A 23814-nucleotide genomic window follows, 5' to 3' on the forward strand; every position below is an offset into this window, starting at 1 on the left:
GGGACAGGTCGTAAGAACGGCTAGCCTCGGCCACCGTCGTCTTGCCCTGCAGGATCTCAATAACAAGCGCCGATTTGCGCTTCGCTGTCCAGCGCTTGAAACCGTCTTCCAATGTCTCACTCATCGCTACCATTTTCCTCACTGTAGCATGAGCAGGAATGCACTGGGTCAATACAGGCGCGCCAAGTATGGTGGCTTGGATGCGCCGATGATCCAGTCGATGAAGTCTACGGAGGATGAGCTACGCCGCTTCAAGAAAATGTATGCTGAACTGTCGTTGCAAAATGAGCTTTTGAAGGAAGCACTGGCAAAAAAGCCCTGAAGCCATCTCAACGTAAGGAGATGGCGATCTATGCTGTTGAAGTCAGCGGTGTTTCGATCGCTCTGGCGTGCCGCACGTTTGGTGTGAGCCAGCGGTGCTATCGCTATGACCGGCGTTTGAGTGATGACAATGCCCTGATTGCCGATTGGTTGGTGCGGCTGACAACCGCCAACCGGACTTGGGGTTTTGGCTTATGTTTCCTATACCTGCGTAATATCAAAGGGTTCGGTTGGAACCACAAACGGGTCTATCGCATTTATAGGGGATTGGAACTCAACTTGAGGATCAGGCCGCGCAAGCGCCTGAAGCGGGCGAAACCAGACAAACTGGAAGTGCCTGAAATGCCCAATCATGTGTGGTCGATGGATTTCATGTCAGATCAACTGGAGGATGGTCGGCGGTTCCGTACGCTTAATATCCTTGATGATTTCAATCGGGAGGGGCTGGCTATCGAGGTTGACTTTTCGCTGCCCGCGCTTCGGGTTGTGCGGGCATTGAGCCAAGTGATTGAATGGCGAGGCAAACCCAAGACAATACGTGTTGACAATGGTCCTGAAAATGTCAGTGAAACCCTGATGTCCTGGGCAGAAAAGCACGGCATCGAGATCCTTCATATCCAGCCAGGTAAGCCCGCTCAAAATGCTTATGTGGAGCGCTACAACAGAACAGTTCGGCAAGAATGGCTGGATCAGAATTGCTTTGAAACAATCGAGCAAGTCCAGGCGCAAGCAACAAGTTGGCTCTGGACATACAATAACCAACGGCCCAACATGGCTATCGGCGGTATCACTCCCGCCGACAAACTAAAACTGGCAGCGTAACTCTACAGCCAAGCTCCTCCAAAAATGGGGGGAATACCGGGCCACTCTGGCTCTGGTGATGGACTGCCACACACGTGAACTGCTTGGCTGGCATCTGTCCCGATCCGGAAAGGCAACAACCGCCACATCTGCTTTGGAGCATGCGCTGATTGCCCGGTTCGGCACCCTTGGCAGGGTGGAGAAGCCGTTTCTTCTCAGAAGCGACAATGGTTTGGTTTTTACCTCGCGAAAATATACGGCCCTGGTCCGAAGCTACGGTCTGCGCCAAGAGTTCATCACACCGGCTCTGTCAGGTTGATGAGCGCTTTGAGATCGCGTAGTTATTTGCCATGCTTAAACTTAATGTATTTCCGGCTCTTAAAGGTTACCGTTTTCCTCGCAGCATTATAGGTTACGCCGTTTGGGCCTATCACCGGTTTGCCATGAGCCTGCGAGACGTTGAAGATCTGCTGGCCGCACGGGGAATAGTACTTTCCTACGAGACGATCCGGGACTGGGTGAACAAGTTCGGGCATTACTTTTCCGGTAGAATCCGACGCGACAGGCCAGCTCCCAATGATAAGTGGCACCTCGATGAGTGTGTCGTCAAGATGAATGGCAAAACCTATTGGCTTTGGCGTGCTGTTGACGGGAATGGCGATACCCTTGATATCCTGTTGCAGTCACGGCGCAACACGAAAGCTGCCAGGCGTTTCTTTTGCAAACTATTTAAGCGCTGGGGCATGCCGCGTGTTCTGGTCACAGACAAACTTGGGTCCTATGGCGCTGCAAAGCGTGAGATCGCGCCGGATCTCGAGCACCGCCAACATAAAGGATTGAACAATCGGGCCGAAGCCTCTCATCGTCATACACGACGACGAGAAAAGGTCATGGGCCGTTTCAAGTCGCCACGCCAAGCGCAGAGATTTTTATCCGCACACGATCAGGTAGCTGCAATTTTTCGTCCAAAACGTAACCGCCTTTCAGCCGCTTCTTCCCGCCATGCACGCGCTGATGCTTTTTGCTTATGGAACGACTACACAGCCGAATTGCACGCTTAAAAAGGTGATAGCGCGGTTTTGCATTTACTTCGAAATAACCTGACGAAGCCAGGGGGGATTACAAGGGTATCTTGGCCCCAGTGTATCCCATTAGCCACTTACCGGAGTTCTTTCTAGCGAGCGATAGATGGTTGCGCGGGAGACGTTGAACATCTCTGCAAGGTCGGAGATGGCATAATCGCCGCTGTCATACATGCGGCGTAGTTCTTTGCACTGCATTGATGAGAGTTTGGGTTGTTTGCCACGCAGTTTACCTTGTGCCTTGGCGCGTTTCATACCTTCGCGTGTGCGCAAGCGAATGAGATCAGCCTCAAACTCGGCGAATGTTGCCAGAATATTGAAGAACATCTTGCCCATGGGATCCGTGGGGTCATAAACGCTGGCACCAATTTGCAAGCGCACACCGCGTTCTGTTAATTGTTCGGCAATCCATCTTGCATCGGGTACGGAACGGGCTAGCCGGTCCAGTTTGGCGACAAGAAAAGTATCCCCCTCGCGCACAGCGGCCAATGCTTGGGTCAATCCAGGGCGGTCACGTTTCGTACCTGTCAGACCGTGATCACAATAAATACGATCTGGGGCGACACCAAGTGAGGTAAGAGTCTCACGCTGGATTTGCAGGTCTTGTTTGTCTGTTGAGCAGCGCGCATAGCCGATGAGGAGGTTTTTCATGCTCCAAGTGTACGAATATGCCCCCTTTAAAGCAAATTAATTCGAACCAGTTAAATGAGAAAGTGGTATTGGCAAAAAATGGCGACTTGGAGTTTCCTGATGGTGTGTTCGTAGATCGGCCCTCTAACGAGACGTGCGCATCAAGAAAAAACCCGGACAGAATATCCGTCCGGGTTCTTGGTGTAGCTTAAACGAAGCGGAAGTCGTCCTGGTGGAGATCACTCAAGGAGACGCCCTGTAGCAAGATAGTGTTGTCTTCATCATAGCGGATGATCGTGTCGCCGCCTTGCTGCTCGCTGGCACCAATCACGGCCGCATAATCCGCGAAGATATCGGAGGCAAACTCGATGACATCCTCACTGCCTTCACCCGCCGTAAAATCGGTGATCTTATCGGTGCCGAAGTTTTGATCGGTAAAGATGAAGGTATCGTTACCGAGACCCCCATAGAAGTAGTCTTTGCCTTGACCGCCGTTCAGCTGGTCTTTCCCATCGCCGCCGCGCAGGGTGTCACCACCATCTTGGCCATAGATGGTATCGTCGCCTAGGCCTCCATCGATGGTATCATCACCTTTATTTCCCTGAATAGTGTCATTACCACCCCGGCCATAAATGGTGTCGTCATTGTCACTGCCAAATAGCCGATCAGCCTCGTCGCCAGCATCTTCAAAAGTTCTTCTGATGATGTCGTCACGGTCGAGCATTGTTCCATCGGCAAAGATGATTTTTTCTAGGCCACGTATCCACTTGTCAGAATGCTGGGACTTCACCGTAACGGTCCCACCGTCAGCAAATGTCATCAGTAGATCCGGATAGTTGTCGTAGCGGGATCCAGAGCGGGAGAACACAACGTCAGCCGGCATGATGCCCTCTCCAAGTACGAGGGTGTCGATCTCGCCCTCTCCCCGACCGTGGTCGGAAATAGTATCATCACCATCACCTAGATTATAGCGATAGGTGTCTGATCCCGATGAATCGCTGAAGTAGTCTTTGCCTTGACCGCCGTTAAAGGTGTCGTTTCCTGCGTCTCCTAGGAGCCTGTCATCGCCTTCGCCACCTTCTAGGGTGTCATCGCCACTGCCGCCGTTCAGCTGGTCTTTCCCATCGCCACCGCGCAGGGTGTCACCACCATCTTGGCCATAGATGGTATCGTCGCCTAGGCCTCCATCGATGGTATCATCACCTTTATTTCCCTGAATAGTGTCATTACCACCCCGGCCATAAATGGTGTCGTCATTGTCACTGCCAAATAGCCGATCAGCCTCGTCGCCAGCATCTTCAAAAGTTCTTCTGATGATGTCGTCACGGTCGAGCATTGTTCCATCGGCAAAGATGATTTTTTCTAGGCCACGTATCCACTTGTCAGAATGCTGGGACTTCACCGTAACGGTCCCACCGTCAGCAAATGTCATCAGTAGATCCGGATAGTTGTCGTAGCGGGATCCAGAGCGGGAGAACACAACGTCAGCCGGCATGATGCCCTCTCCAAGTACGAGGGTGTCGATCTCGCCCTCTCCCCGACCGTGGTCGGAAATAGTATCATCACCATCACCTAGATTATAGCGATAGGTGTCTGATCCCGATGAATCGCTGAAGTAGTCTTTACCTTGACCGCCGTTAAAGGTGTCGTTTCCTGCGTCTCCTAGGAGCCTGTCATCGCCTTCGCCACCTTCTAGGGTGTCATCGCCACTACCGCCGTTCAGCTGGTCTTTCCCATCGCCACCGCGCAGGGTGTTGTCGTTCTCATCACCGAATACTCTGTCATCTCCAGACGACCCTATTACATTTTCAATACTAATGTAGCTATCACCTGCAGCAACGCCAGTATTTAGATTTGGATAATTTAGGCTAATTAAGTTATTATTTGGTGGGTTTATTATATTACTATAATCAACCCAATCATAGTGTTCTGTTCCCGTAATAACTCCCGTAGATCCTTCAATTTTAAGCCCTCCACGATTGATAATAGTCAAGGTGACGGTTTTGCTTTGGCTTAGTCCCAGCTTGTCGGTGACAGTGTAGGTGAAGGTGTCGGTTGCCTGTTCGCCCTCAGCCAGATAGTCGAACTTGTCGGCCGGGTCATAGGCGAAGGTGCCGTCCTCGTTGTTGGTGACGGTGCCTTTGGTTGGCGCGGTGTCGATGCTGAAGCTATGGCTGTCGCCAGTATCGGCATCGCTGAACTGCGCGGCAATCTCAATAGCAGCACTGTCTTCACTCAAGCTGACACTGATGTCCTCCACCTGCGGGCTGTCATTGCTGCCATTGATTGTGACGGTGACTTGTTGCTGTGGCAGTGTGAAGGCACCATTGGTGAGGGCCACGTTGAAGGTCAGAGTGACGCTCTCGCCCTCAGTCAGATAGTCGAACATGCTTAGAGCAGGATCCAGCGACAGCGTGAGGCGCCCGGATGCATCTGTGCCCACGGTAAGCGCACTCGTAAGCTCGGTTTCATCAAAGCGTACGTCTGCTGTGCTGGCGCTGGCCGGTACAATGTTGGTAACGGCGGCGGTGTAAGGTTCGTCACCTGCCGGTTGCGCTGAAGAAATGACGAGGATGCTGGCAACAACTTCCGGGCTTGCTCCCTCATAAAGCGTTACAGGTTCATGGCTCCCGGATCTGAACAGATAGGCCGATCCCGAAGAAGTACCGTGATCATCTGCGCCATAGGCGCCAACAAGGATATCACCATTGGCATTTACCGCCAGAGCAGCGCCAAAGTAGTCGCCTGCGTGTCCATTGGGAGCGGTGAGTTTTACAGGTTCGCCGTAGCCACCTGTTGCATCTGGTGAATAAATATAGATCGCGCCAGCGTCCTTGCCAGCATCATCGTCGCCATATGCCCCGACAACAATTTGCCCGCTTTGCGTGACTTGCACCGCCTGACCAAAGCGATCATTAGCCTCACCATCGGGCGCGGTTAATTGCAGGGGCGGCGCGTAGGTCCCATCCTCCTGAGGGACATAGACATAGACCGAGCCACCGTCCTTGCCCGCCGTGTCATCAAGGGGAGCTGCAACGGCGATTATGCCCTTTTCGTTAACAAAGAGGGCTTTCCCGAAAGCATCTCCGCTCGCACCATCAGGTGCGGTGAGCTTTATTGGTGGCGCAAAACTCCCGTCCGCATCACGAGAAAAAACATGCACAGAGCCTGAGCCCGAACCTCGATCATCATCTCCATATGCCCCAACGGCCACGAGGCCATTGTCGGCAATACTCACCGCATATCCGAAGTAGTCCCGGCTAGCGCCTTCACTTGCGGACAGTTTAATCGGTGTTGCGTAGTCTCCCTCGGCATTTTGGCTGTAGATGTAAACAGACCCTTGGCCATTGTCGAAGGCTGCGCCAACGGCAATGTCACCCGCGGCATTGATAGAGACGGAACTACCGAAGTAATCCCGTGCCATGGCATCCGGGGCGACCAGCTTGACTGGTGTGCCATAATTACCCTCGCTATCGGGTGAATAAACATACACGGCCCCGGCATCTCTGCCGCCGCTGTCATCCTTCAGCGCGGCGGCGACAATTACGCCCTCGTCGTTAATCGCTACAGAATAGCCCAGCCAATCGTTGGCATCAGGCTCTGGTGCTGTCAGTTTGATCTGGGTGCTGTTTCCCAACTCATCGGGGGTTACGACATAAAGCCCCCCGCGCCCGCCACTATCGCCATGGGCGCCAACCACGCTAACGCCTTGCCCATTAATCGCCAAAGCGGCACTGAACTGCGCGCGTGCGCTTGCATCCTGTGCGGATAAAATCGAGGCAGAGGACAAAGTGTTGATATGGTTATTGCTATCATAGGTTGTGGTAGTTGGCATACTTAATCTCTTTTGTATTGCTTGAGTATTATTCGGAAAGTTTGAGCGGGCTTGACGAGGCCGGAAAATGTGTGAGGCCGCAGTCTGTATTAGTTTTAGGCCTTAGGCTGACCTGTCATAAGAAACAACCTTGCTTTGAATTCAACGGCCAATTCTTGGCGAAAGCAGAGAGCGAAGATCATGGACCGTGTTAAACGAGTGGTAATGGACAGCCCTTAGGAAAAGTCGACATTACCAACCCCTCTTCAGCAGGCAGTTTGGTAAAGCTCAATGTATCTGTATGAACGGCCTCTTTTTTAACCTGCCCTCACCACCAACGCGCTGCAATCGACATTCACCTCCATCGTATTTATGTTTTTCACAATGGAAAAACGCCGCCATGATTGATGCCTGAAGCATAAGGTGAAAAGCTTCTGCCGGCTCTTTCAAGTTAACGTGTCAGCACCTTTGATTTGCTGTTGGCCATTTGCACCAGTTTTGCTGATGAACGTGGCAAAAGAGTTGGATAAGGGATTAGAATCTTACCAAAGATCAATGCGTCTGCAAACGATGTTGACCATTTCACCATCACACAAGTCAGAGGGTAGTGGTTCTTCAATTTCAAACTTGAAGCCGCCTACTGAAAGCAGACCCTTTTCCTGATCTTCGATTTTGGCCGTCAATTCATGCGCCAAACTGTCGCTTTGTCTAGTTATTGATGGCTCGTGTGTATCTGATCTGGCAACAGATAGTGCATCAAAAATATGCAACGGACCAGATACCGTATCACCGAGCGTCATTGTATAGGGGTGAGAAAAAGCTGCGACGAATAGGCCTTCTGACTGCAAGGTCACAACCGCTTCTTTTGACGGCTCTGACAGCCATTCCTCTGAAACGATCTTCATTTGGATATCCCTAAGCTTGGAGCTTTTTTAGCTAGCTCACTTGCTGTTTTGACATGGAACGTTGTCAAATTTCCAGTAGCCCTGTCCAATCCGACAAACGCGTATTTTGCGCTTCCTTCACCACCAATCAATCGGACAAAGCCGTTCATTTCAGGCACGTAAGTTCCATTTTGTATGGTGTGATGTGCATCATCCAAGTAGTTCTTCATATTGTACGAAGATCTGCCAAACACGCCCATCAATTCCGATCCGTGTTTATCGAAGTGTTCGACTGCGCCATCAGCTTTGAAGAAGCGGTACTTACTGCGATCAAAACTCTTTAAGAAATCATCTGCCTTATTTGTAACATCAGGATTGCGTGAGCGCCACTTCAATGCAGCGGTTTTGCGGGCTTGAAGCAAAGTTTTCCAACTACCTGCGGCAACGGTTATACGTCCAACAGAAATTGCTCCGCCTTTAATCCTTTTGCGAGTTGTCGGGTCCAACTTGGACCATTGTTTGCTGACTACATTACCTGTTTGATCATCTACATAAGTAATGACAGCATCAGCAGCGCTTCCAGCCAACTCCAGCGTATCCAGTACGGCAATAGTTTCGTCGGGAAATTTGTCGTAGGCAATTTCGATAGCTCCCTCAACAGCAGATGCAGAGAGTTTGCTAAGTGGATCGTTGCCATCTGCAACCTCTTCCATACCTTTCAGGGGATTACCATCGCCTTGCCAAGTTAAGTAAACGAGCGTTGCAACAAGTCCAATGCATAGGCCACCGCAAAGCGCATTGTTTTGTGCGGCATTTCCGCCAATATTGGCAGCCATATCAACATCGCCGTTCATCAAGGCGACCATTAATCCGCTTGCGAGCCTTGCTACATCAACCCCTGCTGCTTGAAGTGCGTTAAACTCTTTTAGAACTTCGCTGGGATCAACAGCTTCTCCGGCCTGCGCTTTTTTTACTTTGTCTTCAAGCCAGTTGTTTAGCTTGGCCTTCGTTATTAGGCCTACGAGTTCACCCGTGACACCGGCAACCACGCCAGCAGAACATTCAGAATTTGATATTGACGCTGTAATGCAACCAAGTGCACCATGTGCAATCAATTGAGTTGCTGTGTTTAGGTCTCCTGCTTCAACAGCTTGACCAATTTCATTAGCAGCGGCCATGCCAATTGTATCGGCGAGGGCTAAGCGCAAACTATCGGAAAGAGCATCCCCAAAGTCTCCACCATTAATGCCTGTAGAAATACCTGCACGGATAGATCCAAGTACGATGTTCCTGCCAAGGTTATTTGCCATTGCTTCAGGGTTGAAGCCGGCATCAGTTATTTCTTTTGGCAGGAATGTAACGTCTACATGGTGCACAACACCCGCAGTAATCATGGTTGTTGCGAGGGATTTGAGGGCATCCTCGGAGCCGAGTTCTTCCAGAACCTTGCCGATGTCGCCCTTGTTGTTGATGAACGAGACTGCGGCGCGGGAGGCAATGGATTTCATACCAGCGGCTAGGGCAACCTGAAGAGAACCAGCAATCGCGGTACCATCAAGTCCAAGCTTAGCAACGATAAAACTTGATGCGGATCCGGCAGCACCTGCAGTTGCCATTGTCACGGCCAGAGCGATGAGGGCTGCGGCTGGGGCTGTGAGGCCTTCCTGCTTGTAGTCCCAGTCTTCCATGGCCGCTTCAACGGCCTGCCACTGAACCTGGTTGTTGTCCTTCAGGTCGGCCATCCAGGCCAGCTCCGGAGACTTTGCAAAGACCTCCAGCGCCTTGTTCAGATCCCCATCGTCTTCGTATTCGACAATCACCCCGTCCTTGGCTTTAAAGCTGATCTTGCCGCCAGCAACAAGGTGGTTGTGAACGATGTTTTCCTCCAAAGAACCGTGGTTCTTGGAGATGAACCACAGGCCATCATCGGTGTAGGTCTTGGTATCCTCGAACTCGATCTCTTTGGCGGTGCCCATGGTAATCGAGCCGTTTTCCGCAGAAAGATTGATATCCTCGCCCGCATTTAGCTCAGCGCCAGCTACATAGATGTCGCCTGTCTGTGCGACCAGATCGAGGTCTTTTTCCGCGGCAAGTTTGGTGGGATCGATTTTGGTGCTGTCGGTAACCCGTTCATAATCATCGCGGAAATAGCCGAACAGGCCGGATTTGTTGCGAATGACCTTTTTGTAGGTGCGTTCCGACTTGGGCAGAATGACAAGATTGCCCCCCGCAGACAGATGCAGCACGTCTTTTGAGAGGATCGAGGCCCCTCGAACCTGAATGTCGCTGCCAGCCTCAATGGCAACATTGTTGCCCTCAATAACGCTGCGCGCGCCTTCAAACAGGTTCCATTCTGTGCTGCTTTCGATCTCGCCACTGTCAATTGCACCGAACAGGCGTGACTTGGTTTTCTTGTAGTAATCGAGGAACTTGAGTTCTTCAGTGGCCTTTGCCAACAGGATGTTGTTTTTAGCTTTAAGCTTGACACTGCCACCGGCCTGAATGAGCGCGCCGGTGTTTACCAGATTATGACCGGCGCTCAGTTGGATCGGCCCATCCTGGGCAGTAATACTGCTGGTTTTTAGAACCCCTTTTTCTTTCAGTTTCTTCTTATGGATATAGGCACGGTAGAACCCCCAGCGGTCACCTCGTTTTTCTACATGATACCAATCTTTGACCTTATACTTTCCAAGCTTGCCTTTGTTGAGAATGTCTTGTCCGGCGCTCATGGTAACAAAGTCATTGGCGGCAATTTCGGCACCAAGGTTTTTAATGTCGCGACCAGTGTATAGTGCCAGACCCTTACCAGCTGTTAAGGAGGCCGCTTCATAGGTAAAGCCCTGACGACCACAGGCGTCTCCAAGACAGTCATGTGCGGATGTCAGGGTGAAGAACTTCTGCCTCGCCTCATTGATAATGTCCTGACCGGCTAAGACGGTTAAGGCGCCGCCAACCTCAAGGGCATTCCCTTTGTTGACAAAGTCCTTTTTGCTTGAGAACAGCGCATTATTGGCCACCACCTTGCTTGGTTCTGTAGCCGCGGTGCCGCTGTTGGCAATTTCGATATTTTCTGCACTCAGCTGCAAATTGTTGGCTTCAAAGCCTGTTTTTGCAATATCGAGTTTGTAATCTCCAACTGCAGCGATAGTCAGGTCGTTGGCCTGAACAAGCCCTCGCTGCTTTATGGTCTCGTGCGCGCGAGCGGCCATATAGCTTTGCAGGGCAGCGGCTGTGTCCGCATCGGGGGCCGAATAACCATAGTTGCTCGGTGTGTAAGCCTTACCAAACTCGTTCCTTAAGGTTTGGTTGCCAGCAAAGCTTGCCGAGACACCGTCTTCATTGGTTGTTTGCGTGCCAAGCACGTAGTGCTTTTCGCGCTTGAGCTGTTTGTCTGAGAACGTGAAGTCTGTCAGCCCCAGCAAAGACACAGCCCCTTGGGTTTGGATCGTAGAGCCAATGTTGGCGTAGCTGCCACGCTTGCTTGTCAGGGTGATGTTACCGCCCTGCTCGCTGCGGATGGTTGAACCAAGCCAGCCGGTTTCCTTGACAAAAGGAGTTACGTATTTCCAGATTTGCTGGTGACTGAGCGCGCCACTGTCATCGACATCTGCTTTGAACGACCATTTAGAGATGGCTTGGCCTGTGTTTTCAAAGCGGCTCTCGCCTTTTGTGCCAAACTCTACATGGATGTTGTTCTTGGCTTGCAGCAAAGAGCTTTTGTTCAGAACATTACCACCTGCCTTGGCGGCAATATTTTGCGCTTGCAAGCTGGCCTCGATCTGGCCGGTTTCCACCGCATAGCCGGAGATCTCCGCACTAAGTGATGTCGATTGGTTTAAAAGATCGGTTGCAGCATCGAGCGACAAAGTCCGTTCCGCCTGCACAGAGCCGCGGTTGTCAATCACCCCCTCTGTTGAGGTGATTGATACTGTTCCGCCGCGGATATCTCCACGCCCGGATAAGCTGTCTTGCAAGGCAGCTACAATACCCGGATCATTGGCCAGAGCGCGCCTCTTGCCGGTTTGGGTTGAGGGATCCTGATCGGCAAACGGATCCTCTTCACTAAAGGGGTCTTCATCCGCAAACGGATCTTCTTCCTCGCCAGCAGGTTCTTCAGAGCCAAACGGGTCCTCTTCGGCAAAGGGGTCCTCTTCAGCAAAGGGGTCGTCTTCTGCAAATGGATCAGCCTCCTCGCTTTGCGTTGGCGTTTGCGGCGTTTTTACGCCGCTGCGCCATTCGGTATCGAGCAGCGCGGCTGCATCGCGCACCTCCGCTTTGGCGATGTTCGCAAGCCCATCGTGCGAAACCAGATCTGCAAGTGCCACAGTTTTGAGATTGAGGACCTCACCTGCGGTAATCTCAAGGGCAGCTGCTGCCTGGATAAGGCCGGTATTGGCAAATGCCCCTCCGGTTACAGCCTGAACGGTGTCACCACGAACCTCCCCGGCCAGGTTCAAAAAGTCTGTGGTGTTTAGCTCAATGGATCCACCCTTCACCTCGCCGTCATGTTCCAGTTCATAGACCTGTGCCGAGATGTTGAGTTGCCCACCGGCCTTCAGCCTACCCTCATTTTGCAGCACATGCCCTTGCGCGGTAATGTGCAAGTTGTTGCCAGCACTGACGCTCCCGATAACAACTTCATCCTTGCCGCTGATATAGGCATCTGTGTGTGCGTTTGCCTCTCCACGCAGGCGGACCCCCAGTCCGGCCTCATTGCCAATGATGCGGATGTTGCTGCCTTGCATGGCGCCAAAGCTGCTGGCGTGGACGGCGTATTCACTGCTGCGGGCTTTGGCACTGAGGGCGGTACTGACAGTGCCCGTGGCCGCGTTCAGCACATGCGCCCCGCCGCTTACAAGCAAATCCTGACCAGCACTCACCGGACCATCCACATCAACATGGCGCCCTGACAGGCTCAGCTTGCCATCGGCATTGTGAACGCCTTTGCGGCCAATTTTTACTTGGCCTTGTGTGACCCGCAGGTTGACATCACTGCCGGAGATCTCCACGGCGCCGCTCGACAAGGTAGCGTGGCCGGTATTGATGAACGAACAGCCGTTACACTCGATCCCGTTCTGGTTGGCGATAATCACATCGGCCTTCTGCCCAAACACTTCCAGCGCACCTGCCAGGGAGCTGGCGGCGCCATTGACCTCGTTGACAATGGTGCTGGCGCTGCCGGAGGTGGCCAGGTTCGGGTTGGCTTGAACGGTGCCGCCGGTTTGCGAGGTGCCGGCCTTGAGGGCGTTGTTGAAAATCGCGCCGGCCATGGCGTTCAAGCTTTGGTATTTGTTGTGCGAGACCCCGGCCGTGGGGGCCACGATGTTGACCGTGGGCTTGCCGCCTGAGGAAGTGACAACCGATGGTTGATAGGTGCGCGGCGCGGAAGGGTCAGGAACAATGCCCTGAGCATAGACAACTGCAGGTTGGAGTACCATCATGACACTGGCGCAGCCAGCAATAACGTGGCCGGAAATCGAGGCAATTCGCGCAAACATCGGCAATCTCTCAATTCAATAAATAGAAAAATGCAAAACTATTGAGAAGGCTGCCAAATACAACTAAAGATTGCAATATCAACGTTGGTCTTAGTGCCGGTCAGACTTGTGCGTAGCTGGTATTTCACAGGATTTTTGCAGAGACCTTCAGCCCAAGCTGGAAATGGCTTTTCTCCAGAGCTTTGGAATGTCGCAGCGGGGCGCCTGCATAAAGGTCAATCGAGAGGTCTTTGTAGCGGCTGCGCAGGGCGACCCCTGCACCAAGGCCAAACTGGTTGGTGTTGCTGGCTACATTGCGCAGCGCTCCCCCCTCCACAAAGGCAGAAAGCGAGCTGGCGTCCAGCACCTCCTGCAGGGCGGCGCCAAAGCCGTGTTTTTGTTTGCAACATTTGCCGCTTAGCGGAGCGAACCATGTGAGCTCTGCGCTGGCGCTCACGCCCTGTTCGCCGCTGACGCTGCTGGCCCCGAGCGATCGGGACCCGGTGAGCCCGCCAAGGGAAAGCTGGTGGCGCGAGAACAACGGCGCATTGCTATATTGCCCCCGCAGCGAGGCAAACAGCGACAGCCGCTTCCCCAAACCTTTGCGGTAGATCGCCTGCGCATCGACAACAGCGAAATTGCGATAGACCGCGCCATCTGCTTTGCCAGCGTATTCCAACTGATGGCCAAGCCGCAGCCCCGCGGACAGGGAAAGATACGAACCTTCCTCAAACAGTTCCTTCGTCAGGCCGGTGCGCCAGCCGATCAATTCTTGCGGGGCAAGTTCACTGGCGTTGATATAGCGGCGCAGCCGGACATAGTCGGCGGTATTGTTCCAGAACAGTTTGTGATTGGCCGAGCGCGAGAGCAACCGGTCTAAGCCTAGTGACGCACTGAGCGTTGGCGAATACATCAAGCTGGAGCTGGTCAGCAGCTGCGCATCTTCGCTGTAGCTTGCCGAAAGGGTGATGTCGGTGCGGCCAACAGGCAGGCGCCAGTTCCCGGAGAGGGAATTGCTGGTTGCACTGCCGGAATAGCCCAGAAACAGCGCATCATTGAGGCCAAGCAGATCATCTTGTTCAAACAGCACATCCACGCTCTTGGAGAGCTTGCCAAGGCTGCGATTAAAGGTGCCGCGCAGTATCAGGCGGGTTTCGTCATGGATCTGGTTGGTCAGGCGCAGCTGTGAGCCACCGACTTTGGTCCCCGGGGCGATGTCCAGTTGAACATTGGCCGAGCTCAATTTGTTCATCTGGTCCACGCCTTGTTCGATCTGGCGTAGCTGAAGAGGGGCGCCCACCTTTATTGGCAGCGCCAGTGTTACTTTGCGCTTTGGTCCCGGCCTGGCCAGTCCCTGGCGGATCTCCTGATAGACGATATCTTCGATAAAACCTTCGACCACCACAATGTGCAAGGTGCCGCTGCGAATGTCCTGATCGGGCAAATAGGCCCGCGAGGTGATCAGCCCTTCTGCGATGTAGGCCTGGGTGATGCTGCGCAGCAGATTGTCGATTTGGGCAATGCCCATGCAGGATTGACTGTGCGGGGCGACCAGACCCTTCAGCATTTTTGCAGGCAGGAGGCTGCTGCCCTCAAGCGTGATCTGGCCGATAGGAAAACAGGGCGCCCCGGCTTCGCTGGCTACCAGCTGTGCCTCGTTTTCCAGCTTGACGCCGACTTCGGTGTTGTTGGCTCGCTGGCGTAGGCGCTCTTCTTCGCGCTCTTGTAACAGGCGCTCTTGCGCCGGGCCAAGAGACTGGGCCAGAGCAGGGACAAAAGTGCAGGCAAAGACAAGCGCCAGGACCGCAAGGCGAGGAACAAAGCGAATTCTCATGATCACAGCTCACCTGCAAACCAGCCAATGCGGGCATCATCTGGATCAAGCTCCACAAGCGGCGGGCTGGTTATCTGCTGAACATTGCCGGGCAACTCAACATCGCCCTTGGCAGTCAAGCGGGTGTCTTGCAAGCGGGCAACGCCTGAGGCAATCAGGCGGATCTTACCGTTTTTACTAAAGGCAAAGCCGGTTTTCCGGCGCTGCAGCACCAGCGGGTATTCTCCTAAAAAGAAATTATGAATGCCCGCCGGGATCTGGAAATACTCGCTGTAGTGAATCGGCACCATGTTAACGTGTGGTGCTTCAAGCAAGATGCCGCTAGCACCGCTTAACAGGCCGGCGCGCGCGTAGAACTGCTTCTTTGCGGTGATGTTAAGCTGTTTGCTGGCAAGGATCGATCCGCCATCGAAAGTGGTGGTTGAGCTACCGCGGGTGCGACAGATAATCCAGAAGCAGGAGCGGGAAAAGCGGGTGTGGCCCAGTTGCTGCGCAGAATTCTCGATGTTATCGGCTGTTAAAGTGACATTGGCGCCGCTGATCTGGCCGCCGATGTTTTCCAGATCCTTATGGGCATGGACGGTAACGTCCTTGACAGCAGTGATCTGGCCAACCTCGCGTCCGGCGACATAGCTGCCAAAATCCTGCCAGCGCTCTTGTTCGTGCCAGAACCAGCGCGAGCCGGAGCGCTCGCTGCCTTGGGCCGGAGTGTATCTGGCGCCGTTAATGCGATTGGCAATCGAGCCGGTTTTGCTGGTAATCTCGATAGCGCCATTTGAAAGCAGTCGCCCGCTGGCATTGTCGATATCTGTGCCCGCCTCTACCAGCAGCTTGCCATCCTTGGCAAAGATTGCGCCGATACTGGTTGTCGAGATTGTGCTGTTGTGCACGGCTCCACCTGCCCGCACGGTGATGGTGGCAAGTGAATTGACATCGCCGTGGGTTTGGCTCAGCCCCTCGATAAGCCCACCATCATTGCGAAAGGTGTTGGCAAGTTTGAAGCTCAAGCCGGCGTTTTTCGAGGTTAAGGTCGAGCGGGACGTTGGCGAGCTTTGTAGCCAGAAATCTTGTGCCTCATAGCTTTGGCCAAGATCTGCTGCCGCTGTAACCTGCGCCAGCTTGATGTTACCAGATGCAAAGGCGTTCAGGTGCCCTTTGCTGGTGATGCTCGTGTCGCTCAGCAGCAGGGTCTCCCCGGACATATTGATAGATTTGTCGCTTTCGATCCTACTGGATTTGATGGCAAGGTCCTTGGAAGAGCGGGCCTCCACAAAAGCGCCATTGCCGATCAGGGATGTGCTGTCGAGACTAAGCTGGTCGGCGAGCAGGGACAGACTGGCGCCGCTTGCCACTCCGGCTGTGGAGCGCCCCGCGCCGTTGAGGTGTGTGCCTGTGAGAGACAGGCTCTGGTCGGCATGCAACCAGATTGCCTCATCGGTTGAGGTCAGCTGCGGTTTTTGTGTCGGGATTGCGGCCAGCGTGATAGTGCTGGCCTTGGCGGTCAGACTACCCTTGGCACTCAAGGTTGCCGAGCTGTGAAGGTATCCCTCTGAGCTGATTTGAAAGTGACCTGCTTGTGCCAAGCCGCTTCCAGCCAGATGCACACCTGCTCCTTGTCCGGTTGCCTCAATACGGATTGTTCCTCCAGAAAGGTGCGCCCCGGCCGAAACGGTGATTTTGGCCCCTTTGGAAGCGGCATCCTGACGGAGCTTTAGCCAGTCGGTGGCGCTGGTGCTTAGATCGCTCTGCCCCTCGCCAGCGCGCAGCCGCAGCTGCCCTTCGCCGATATCAAGAGGTCCATCCACCAGCACCTGCTTGGCGATCAGGTCAAGTGCCTCAAGCTTGGCACTTAGTCCGCCGCTAAGAATACGCACATCCCCTCCTTGCACCTGAAAGCTGTGGTCTGTGCTTGCAGCTGGTATGGATTTGCCCGCAATCAGCGCCGCGCGGCCGGTGTTGATAAAAGAGCCGCCATTGACGGTTATGCCGTTGGGATTGGCAAGGATCACATCCGCTTTGGCCCCGAGCACCTCCAACGGGCCCTCGATGAGCGAGCGGCGCTGCGAGGTTACCTCGTTGATAATGGTGTTGGCGCCCACGGCGGTATTGTTGAGAAGAACGCCGGAAGAGGTGACATCAAACTGCGAGTAACTGTTATGGGAGATGCCCTTGGCATTTGTTGGCGCGATATCGATGCGCACTTGCCCCCCGGCCCCAACTCCGACAGAAGTGGCCGTTTTGCCATCAATCTTGATGGATCCAGCCAAGGCGGCTGAACAGGCCGCGAGTAAAAATGCAACAGCAGGCGCAAAGCGAAAAGGAGAAACGCGTAGGGGCAAGATCATCGGCAGTCAGCTAATAATAATTGGTGAAATATAGCCATGATCATTGTTGCGCACAGGCGGAAATACAAGCATAAATTGTCGCGATACAAATATGCTTGTGGAGCGCCGCGTGTCCAAATTTATTTATCTTACTGTATTCTTGTGTGTTTTGAGTTCTAAGTCATTTGCAGAAGACCCCGTCGCCTCTCCCGCTACAAGTGGTGATTGGCAGATTGTTTGTACGCAAAGCGCGGCCAAAGAGGCGCCGGCAGACGCCTCCGAAGCGCAGGGGTGCCGTATGGCGCAATCTTTGGTGAGTGCATCCTCGGGCGAGCCTGTCTCTATCCTGCGTGTGTTTGCCGGCAAGCGCCCAAGTTTGCTGCTGCGCACACCGCTTAATGTCTTTTTGAAGACCGGCGTGCTGCTGCAGATCGACAAGGGCAAGCGGTTCGCGTTCGCTTTCGAGTTCTGTGACAAGAGTGGTTGCTATGCGGGCGTGCCGCTATCCAAGGCGCTGCTTAGCGGCTTCAAGCGGGGCAACAAGGCGCGAGTTTCGCTTCGCACCACCCACGGCAAAGAGCTCGCCCTTACGTATTCTTTGAAAGGGTTCACCAAGATCTACCGCTTGCTACAAGCACAAAGGGCAGATCAGAAAAATTGATCGATCTAGAGGAGCTGCTTGCATCTAGCACATAAGCGCAAATGCATTTTAAGCCCCTTGTAAGGGGTTTTTGTGCCTGCTGATGTGGGGGCACGCGGTGCCTGATTTCCTCTTCTTTGACGCTACAAATGCGCCTATCAGGGCGCATTTTCTGTTTTTTATCTTGACCACATTGGTTTCCCGATAATTTTCAAGCTTTCCCGTAAACACGGCTCCAAAAATGAATCATTTTCCCGATGATTCCTGAAGTTTTGCGCTCTTTCCCGAAGTTTCCCGAACATTCCCGAAGTCCCTCCAAGTTTCCCGAACTTTCCCGAAATTTCCCATTTTCTCCGGTGGCAGGATAATAAAAGTGTGCACACTTTTGCCTCGGCAGGTCCTGCCGCCAAAATGGCGGTCAGCTTATTCGCACCTGCGGCGCTCAATGCAATTTGGGATTGTGGAAAAAGTTAGGCGCAAGCTTAAGGTTGTATATGCCAAAATTGGGCGTTGACACGTTAACTTGAAAGAGCCGGAAGAAGCTTTTCACCTTATGCCTCAGGCATCAATCATGGCAGCGTTTTTCCATTGGGCGAAGGCGCTTAGACGATGTAGGTGAATGTCGATTGCGGAACGTTGGTTGTGAGGAGGAACGAAGAGATTGCGAAGGCCTGAAAGCATGGCCACGAACCTTTGTAACTGCCCGGGTGACTTGAAGCGCTGCATTACCCGCTCCCGTTTTCGCAATGGGACATGGGAATTTTCAGCACGATTGTTGAGGCCTTTGTGGGAGCGATGCTCTACCTGTGGCATGACTTTCCGTTTAGCAGCGCTGTACGATCCAAGTTTATCGGTAATCATTCGCTTTGGCGCTACGCCCTGTTGCTTCAAAAGGCGGGTTAGCAATCGCATTGCAGCCTTGGTATTGCTGCCGATTTTGCAAAATCTCGTCAAGCACATACCCGTCCTGATCAACGGCACGCCACAGATAACGCTTTTTACCCTGAATGCTAACAGTAACCTCATCCAGATACCAAATATCATTAGTACTCGGGGCTTTACAGCGTAGGCCGCGAACGTAATTCGGGCCGAACTTGTGGCCCCATCGGCGGATGGTCTCATACGAAACCGCAATGCCTCGCTCCAACAGCACCTCTTCAACCTCGCGCAGGCTCAAAGAGAAGCGATGAGAAAGCCAAACCACGTGAGCAATGATCTGCGGCGGGAAACACTGGCGCTTGTAGCTAATCGATGATGGCGTCATACGCCAATCGCAATCTCATCAGGCTGGTGCCAAAGTTTACGTGACAACGCCCGAAAACGGCATACCGGTGGCCCAGCTTTGCCGTGAACATGGCATGAGCGCTGCGAGTTTTTATAAGTGGCGTGACAACACCGTGTCAACGCCTTCTAGCTGAGAAAAACGTGACACCAGCGCTGTTTGTTAACCATGGTAGATTCGCATTGAAAAGCCGGATTTGCAAAAATGTCATTTCTCGAGAAATGTTATCACAGACTTCTGCAGTGCCATTGGTAGGTGATCTGCGGAAAATTAGATAATAATATCAATGATATAGGCTTTTTTAATTGTGCGGCGTCTCTCGCGCGCAAGAGGAGCTCTGTTGACATTACAAGGGAAACGATGAATTCTGCGCGTAATTCCTGTTAAATTTAAAAATTCGGGCGATTTGGGAAATGGCGACACAAACATTGGAAGGCAGCAGCATGCTGGCGCAGATGAAGGCAGACCACAAGGCTCTGTCTAGCACGCTGGCCGCTTTGGCGCAGTCGCAATTTCCGCCCAAAGCGGAAAAATCCTTGCGCAAGTTTCCAGCCTCCGAGGCTGCGGGCTATCTGGGCATCACCGCCCGCTATCTTGCGCTAAGCGCTGATGAACTGGGGCTAGAGATTGAAAAAATCGGCCGCGGCGAACGCCGACACTACTCTTTGCAGCAGATGAACCAGATCCGCCGTTTTTTGGCGCAAAAGGCCGGGGATGACGCCGCCAAAGCGCGCAACTATGATCCGCAGCGCAACAGTGATGAAGATATCCAGATTATCGCTTGCTCAAACTTTAAAGGTGGCTCGGCGAAAACTTGCACATCGGTGCATCTAGGCCAGTATCTGGCCCTGCAAGGCTACCGCGTGTTGCTTGTGGACTTGGATCCGCAAGGCTCGGCCTCTAGCATGTTGGGAGTGGTGCCGGAACTTGTGCCGGAAGAAGACTCGCTGTTTGCGGCCATTCGCTATGCTGATCAACGGCCCCTGCGCGAAGTGGTACAGAAAACCTATTTTGATAATCTTGACCTTGCGGTGGGCAGCCCTTTCTTGACGGAATGGGAATTTTTCGCCCCGCACTATGCCACCATATCTGGACAGGAAGAGCCGGGCATTCGCACGCAGATTGCCGACTTGGAAGAGCAGAAGAAGAAAAAGGGTATTGCCAATACGCGTCTGCGCGAAATTGAGGAAGAGCTGGCCCGCGCCCATGCGCGCCTCTCCGAATGCTTGCAGCGCAAGCTCTATTTCACCCGCTTGCAGCTGGCCTTTGAGGATGTTGAAGCAGATTATGATGTCATCATTTGCGATACGCCGCCCAGCCTCGGCTATCTGTCCAATGCAGCCAGCTTTGCGGCCGACCATCTGCTGGTGACTATTCATCCGCAATGGATCGATTGTGAATCTATGGCACAGTATCTGGCCACATCGATCGCGCATAACGAGTTTTTCGAGGCGACGGTGGCCAAGCAATTGGGACCGGAATATCTGGTGCCGAAATCATTGCAGTATCTTATCACCCGCCATGACAACACCTCGCGCCCGGAAACGGATGTGGTGACCATGTTGCGCAGCCAGCTGCAAAACGTGATGACCAACACCATGCTGCGCAGCTCGGCCATTGCAGAAGCAGGCAACGTGCAGCAAACGCTTTATGAAGCGGAGCGTTCCAATTTCAATGGCAAGACCTATGATCGAGCGCTCGATTCACTGAACAAAGTCAACGGCGAGATTGAAGCGCTGCTGAAAACCTATTGGGGCCGCGGATGAACGAGAAACGCAAGCGCAACAAAAACAAGCTTAGCGCCATCATGACCGGTAACAATGCAAATACAGCGCGCGCGCCCGAGGCTGAACCTGAAGCCCCTGCCCCCGTTGCACGCGAGAAGAGTGCGGTTGGACGCCTTGGCGCCGCACTACACTCGCTCACCGAGCAACGCAGCGAGCCGGCAGACCCGAGCCTGATTATTCGCAATCTTGATGCCAAGTTGCTGCTGCCTTCTATTGCGACGGATCGCGCTTTTGAAGAGGAAGACGAGCAGCTGCAAGGGCTGATGGAGAGCATTAAACGCAACGGCCAGCAAGTGCCGGTGTTGGTGCGGCCGCACCCGAAGAAGCCTGAATTCTACCAGATTGCCTATGGCCACCGGCGGGTGAAGGCCTGCCAGAAGCTTGATATCGCTGTGCGCGCTGTTGTTGAAGACATGAGCGACGAACAGCTGGTGATTGCGCAGGGCAAGGAAAACGAAGAGCGCAAGAACCTTACCTATATCCAGCAGTGCTTCTTTGCAGCGCAGCTGAGCCGCACGTTTACCCGTGAGGTGGTCGCGGCGGCCGTTGGCGCTGGAGATAAAACGCGGGTCTCTAAATTGACCTCTATCATTCGCCGTGTGCCGCAAGATCTGCTGGAAGCTGTGGGTTCTGCCCCGGGCATTGGCCGGGTGAAATGGGAGAATGTGGCCAAGGCCTGCGAAGAGGCTGGGCTTATCCTCCTATTGCAAAATCAAATAGCGCAGCAGCGCAGTGCCGGAAAATGGCAGGAATTGCCGAGCGTTGAGCGTTTCAACTGGCTACATGATACCGCCGTTGCGGCGCAGCGTCAGCAAGAGTTATCCGCTCAGGCGCAAGCGGGGATAAACTCAGCCAAGAACACCGCCAATGCGGCGCGTGTACTGGCACGCACTGGTGCTGGTGATGCGGCGATCGAGGCGCGCGGCGTGCGAACGCTTAAGATAACAGTGAAGGATGAAGGCAAAGCCTTGGCGCTCTCGCAATTTCTTGAGGCGCGACTGGCAGGCTTGCTGCAAGAGTTTGAGCGTGAAGAGCAAGCGAAGCTGCAAGCAGGAGATGGGTAAGATGAGCTAGATTTTCACGAAGAAGCCCCAGCAGACGGCAATCTGCTAGGGCTCTAATTCAATCGGCACTTGGAGCGGTCACTCCGAAGTACCCCAGTAGCAAGGGTGAATGTACTTCTCTTTACCGCGAGAATCAATTGACTTGCCTGCAAGGCGAGCCGGATTTTTGCGCCCTGCCCGCTAAATTTGCCACTTAATCCAATAAGCTTCCACAGGACGAGGCAACGGGCGATGCACGCGAGCAACGCCTGAAAGGTCAAGCTATGCAAAATTCCCAGGCCGTGGCGACATTCCGCAAACTCACCCCCGCGATGATCGAGAGCCAGCGCTTGGCGCAGGCCAATGACATTCCGCAGACCAGTAAGGCAGAGGTCTCTCTCGCTTTAAAGAAGGCAGCACCTGCCCTTGGGATTGATGGCACCACCTATCACATTCTTGATATTCTGGTTGGTCTTACAGCAGCGGATGATTGGCAGCGTGGCCAGCGGCCGCTGGTGGCGATTTCCAATGAGAAACTGGCTGAGTATGTTTGTCGCTCCAAGCGCACGGTTATTCGCTGCATCAAACGACTGGTCGAGGCTGGCGTGCTAGCCTATCGCGATAGCCCAACGGGCCGGCGCTATATTCACCGCTCTGGCTACCACGGCGGCAAATACGGCGAGATTGAGCGCGGTTATGGACTGGATTTCTCTCCTGCGCGACAACGTGTGCAGGAACTGCAGCAAATGGGGGCAGACTTTGCCGCTCGCCTGCAACGGCAGAAAGACGCGAAACGTAGCATTACCCGCTTGCTACGCGCGATCGCGGATATGCAATTTTTGGCGCAAGAGCAAGGTATTGAGTTTAGTGACTTATCTGAGCAAACCGCACAGTTGCGGGAAGCAGGCATGAGCTTTGAAGACAAAGCTGAGGCTTTACAAGTTTTATATGATGCCGCTGTTGCGAAGCTATCTGCAGATCAAACTGAAAATACGACATGCGCGGGTGACATTAACGACAGCCCTTATAATCATACAAACCCAAGAAATCTTGAATCTAGTAATAAGCGGAGTTCAGCTAACGCTGAACCCATAAGTATCCCAAAGCGTGAGCAAGCTCCCGCAGAAAGAGCTTTTGAGAATGAACATAGTCGCAATTTTCAGGCCAACCCAGCTGATCAATCTCAAGTGGACCATCTAGAGCACTTGTCCCTTCCTTTGCTTGCACAGGGTCTAGAGCAACTGCAAGAAACGCTTGGTATTTCAATAACAAGTTGGCAAGCTTTGGCCGAGCAACAACAACAAATGGCCTTGCTCATTGGTCTTTCATCCGGGGCCTTGGCCCAGGCGCAGAACCAAGTAGGTGGGTATTTAGCTAGCGCTATTCTTGCGGTTACCTGTGAGAAGGCCCTGCGTGATCCGTTGGCGATCGCGCGCCCTGGAGGATATTTCCGCGCGTGTGTTGACCGGGCGCGGACTGGTAATCTGGCGCTACATCGCACCTTGTTTGGCCTTGCTGCTGGCACATAGAACTTGAAGTTTTGTCCGGGAATTTTGCTGGGCCTCTTGGGGTGCACGCGTGCACCCCAAGTTAGAGTGCACGTGTTTAAAGAAACGTCGACCAGTTTGTTACTGCTGTATAACCTAGATTTGAGTGAGCTAAATCGGCTCTGTTGCAAAGATTTTTGTCGTAGAATAATTTTCTTTGCTTTAGCTCCCAAATAGCACACACTTGGACGCTGAGGATCTGATTTTCAATGGCCTCGTCAGGTTATTTCGAAGTAAATGCAAAACCGGGTTGTTGCCCTTAAGCGGCGATTTGCAAAATACAGGCGCCACACTGTCATCCGGTGCGGATATGAACCTGATAGTTGACGGTGACGCAACATTTACCGC

General features: G+C 53.3%; 11 protein-coding genes and 4 pseudogenes. 8 read left to right on the plus strand and 7 right to left on the minus strand.

Annotated elements, in window-relative coordinates:
• Positions 1-178 precede the first annotated feature (178 nt).
• The 3 genes and pseudogenes from AYK82_RS07950 to AYK82_RS07960 all read left to right on the plus strand — a co-directional run.
• Positions 179-1143, plus strand: a pseudogene (locus AYK82_RS07950) (IS3 family transposase); the annotation flags it as partial.
• A gap of 40 nt (positions 1144-1183) precedes the next feature.
• Positions 1184-1441 (plus strand): annotated as a pseudogene (locus AYK82_RS18605) (DDE-type integrase/transposase/recombinase); the annotation flags it as partial.
• Positions 1442-1472: 31 nt separating this feature from the next.
• A complete protein-coding gene (locus AYK82_RS07960; protein WP_068313807.1) occupies positions 1473-2183 on the plus strand; it encodes an IS6 family transposase in 711 nt (236 codons plus the stop codon).
• Positions 2184-2273: 90 nt separating this feature from the next.
• On the opposite strand, the gene AYK82_RS07965 is transcribed toward AYK82_RS07960, so the two are convergent.
• The 6 genes from AYK82_RS07965 to AYK82_RS07990 all read right to left on the minus strand — a co-directional run bounded on the left by AYK82_RS07965 (position 2274) and on the right by AYK82_RS07990 (position 17188).
• Positions 2274-2855 carry a recombinase family protein gene (locus tag AYK82_RS07965; protein ID WP_068313813.1) on the minus strand — a complete coding sequence of 194 codons (582 nt, stop codon included), beginning with the start codon at positions 2853-2855 and terminating at the stop codon, positions 2274-2276.
• Between the two features lie 187 nt (positions 2856-3042).
• Positions 3043-6669 carry a VCBS domain-containing protein gene (locus AYK82_RS07970; protein WP_068313816.1) on the minus strand — a complete coding sequence of 1209 codons (3627 nt, stop codon included), beginning with the start codon at positions 6667-6669 and terminating at the stop codon, positions 3043-3045.
• Between the two features lie 521 nt (positions 6670-7190).
• Positions 7191-7553, minus strand: coding sequence for a hypothetical protein (locus AYK82_RS07975; RefSeq protein ID WP_068313820.1), 363 nt, complete (start codon positions 7551-7553; stop codon positions 7191-7193).
• A complete protein-coding gene (locus AYK82_RS07980) occupies positions 7550-13030 on the minus strand; it encodes a two-partner secretion domain-containing protein (protein WP_068313823.1) in 5481 nt (1826 codons plus the stop codon). The genes AYK82_RS07975 and AYK82_RS07980 overlap by 4 nt, the downstream gene beginning before the upstream one ends.
• A 124-nt stretch (positions 13031-13154) precedes the next feature.
• Positions 13155-14843, minus strand: a complete 1689-nt coding sequence (locus tag AYK82_RS07985; RefSeq protein ID WP_068313826.1) for a ShlB/FhaC/HecB family hemolysin secretion/activation protein — start codon at positions 14841-14843, stop codon at positions 13155-13157.
• Positions 14844-14845: 2 nt separating this feature from the next.
• Positions 14846-17188 carry a filamentous hemagglutinin N-terminal domain-containing protein gene (locus AYK82_RS07990; RefSeq protein ID WP_068313828.1) on the minus strand — a complete coding sequence of 781 codons (2343 nt, stop codon included), beginning with the start codon at positions 17186-17188 and terminating at the stop codon, positions 14846-14848.
• Positions 17189-17297: 109 nt separating this feature from the next.
• Between AYK82_RS07990 and AYK82_RS07995 the strand changes: the two genes are divergently transcribed.
• On the plus strand, positions 17298-17828 hold the full coding sequence (locus AYK82_RS07995; protein ID WP_172795215.1) for an invasion associated locus B family protein: 531 nt from the start codon (positions 17298-17300) through the stop codon (positions 17826-17828).
• Positions 17829-18365: 537 nt separating this feature from the next.
• On the opposite strand, the pseudogene AYK82_RS08000 reads toward AYK82_RS07995, so the two are convergent.
• Positions 18366-19071, minus strand: a pseudogene (locus tag AYK82_RS08000) (IS6 family transposase).
• Between AYK82_RS08000 and AYK82_RS18610 the strand changes: the two are divergent.
• The 4 genes and pseudogenes from AYK82_RS18610 to repC all read left to right on the plus strand — a co-directional run.
• Positions 19070-19195 (plus strand): annotated as a pseudogene (locus tag AYK82_RS18610) (transposase); the annotation flags it as partial. The pseudogenes AYK82_RS08000 and AYK82_RS18610 overlap by 2 nt on opposite strands.
• Before the next feature lie 307 nt (positions 19196-19502).
• The gene (locus tag AYK82_RS08005; RefSeq protein WP_068313834.1) at positions 19503-20855 is read left to right on the plus strand and encodes an AAA family ATPase; all 1353 of its coding nucleotides are present in this window, start codon (positions 19503-19505) and stop codon (positions 20853-20855) included.
• Positions 20852-21940, plus strand: coding sequence for a plasmid partitioning protein RepB (gene repB, locus AYK82_RS08010; RefSeq protein WP_068313837.1), 1089 nt, complete (start codon positions 20852-20854; stop codon positions 21938-21940). Before AYK82_RS08005 ends, repB begins: the two co-directional genes overlap by 4 nt.
• Before the next feature lie 263 nt (positions 21941-22203).
• Positions 22204-23448: a plasmid replication protein RepC gene (gene repC / locus AYK82_RS08015; RefSeq protein ID WP_068313840.1), complete on the plus strand. Its 1245-nt coding sequence runs from the start codon at positions 22204-22206 to the stop codon at positions 23446-23448.
• Positions 23449-23814: the final 366 nt, after the last annotated feature.

This window comes from Polycladidibacter hongkongensis (assembly GCF_001561995.1).
Classification (GTDB): Bacteria; Pseudomonadota; Alphaproteobacteria; order Rhizobiales; family Stappiaceae; genus Pseudovibrio; species Pseudovibrio hongkongensis.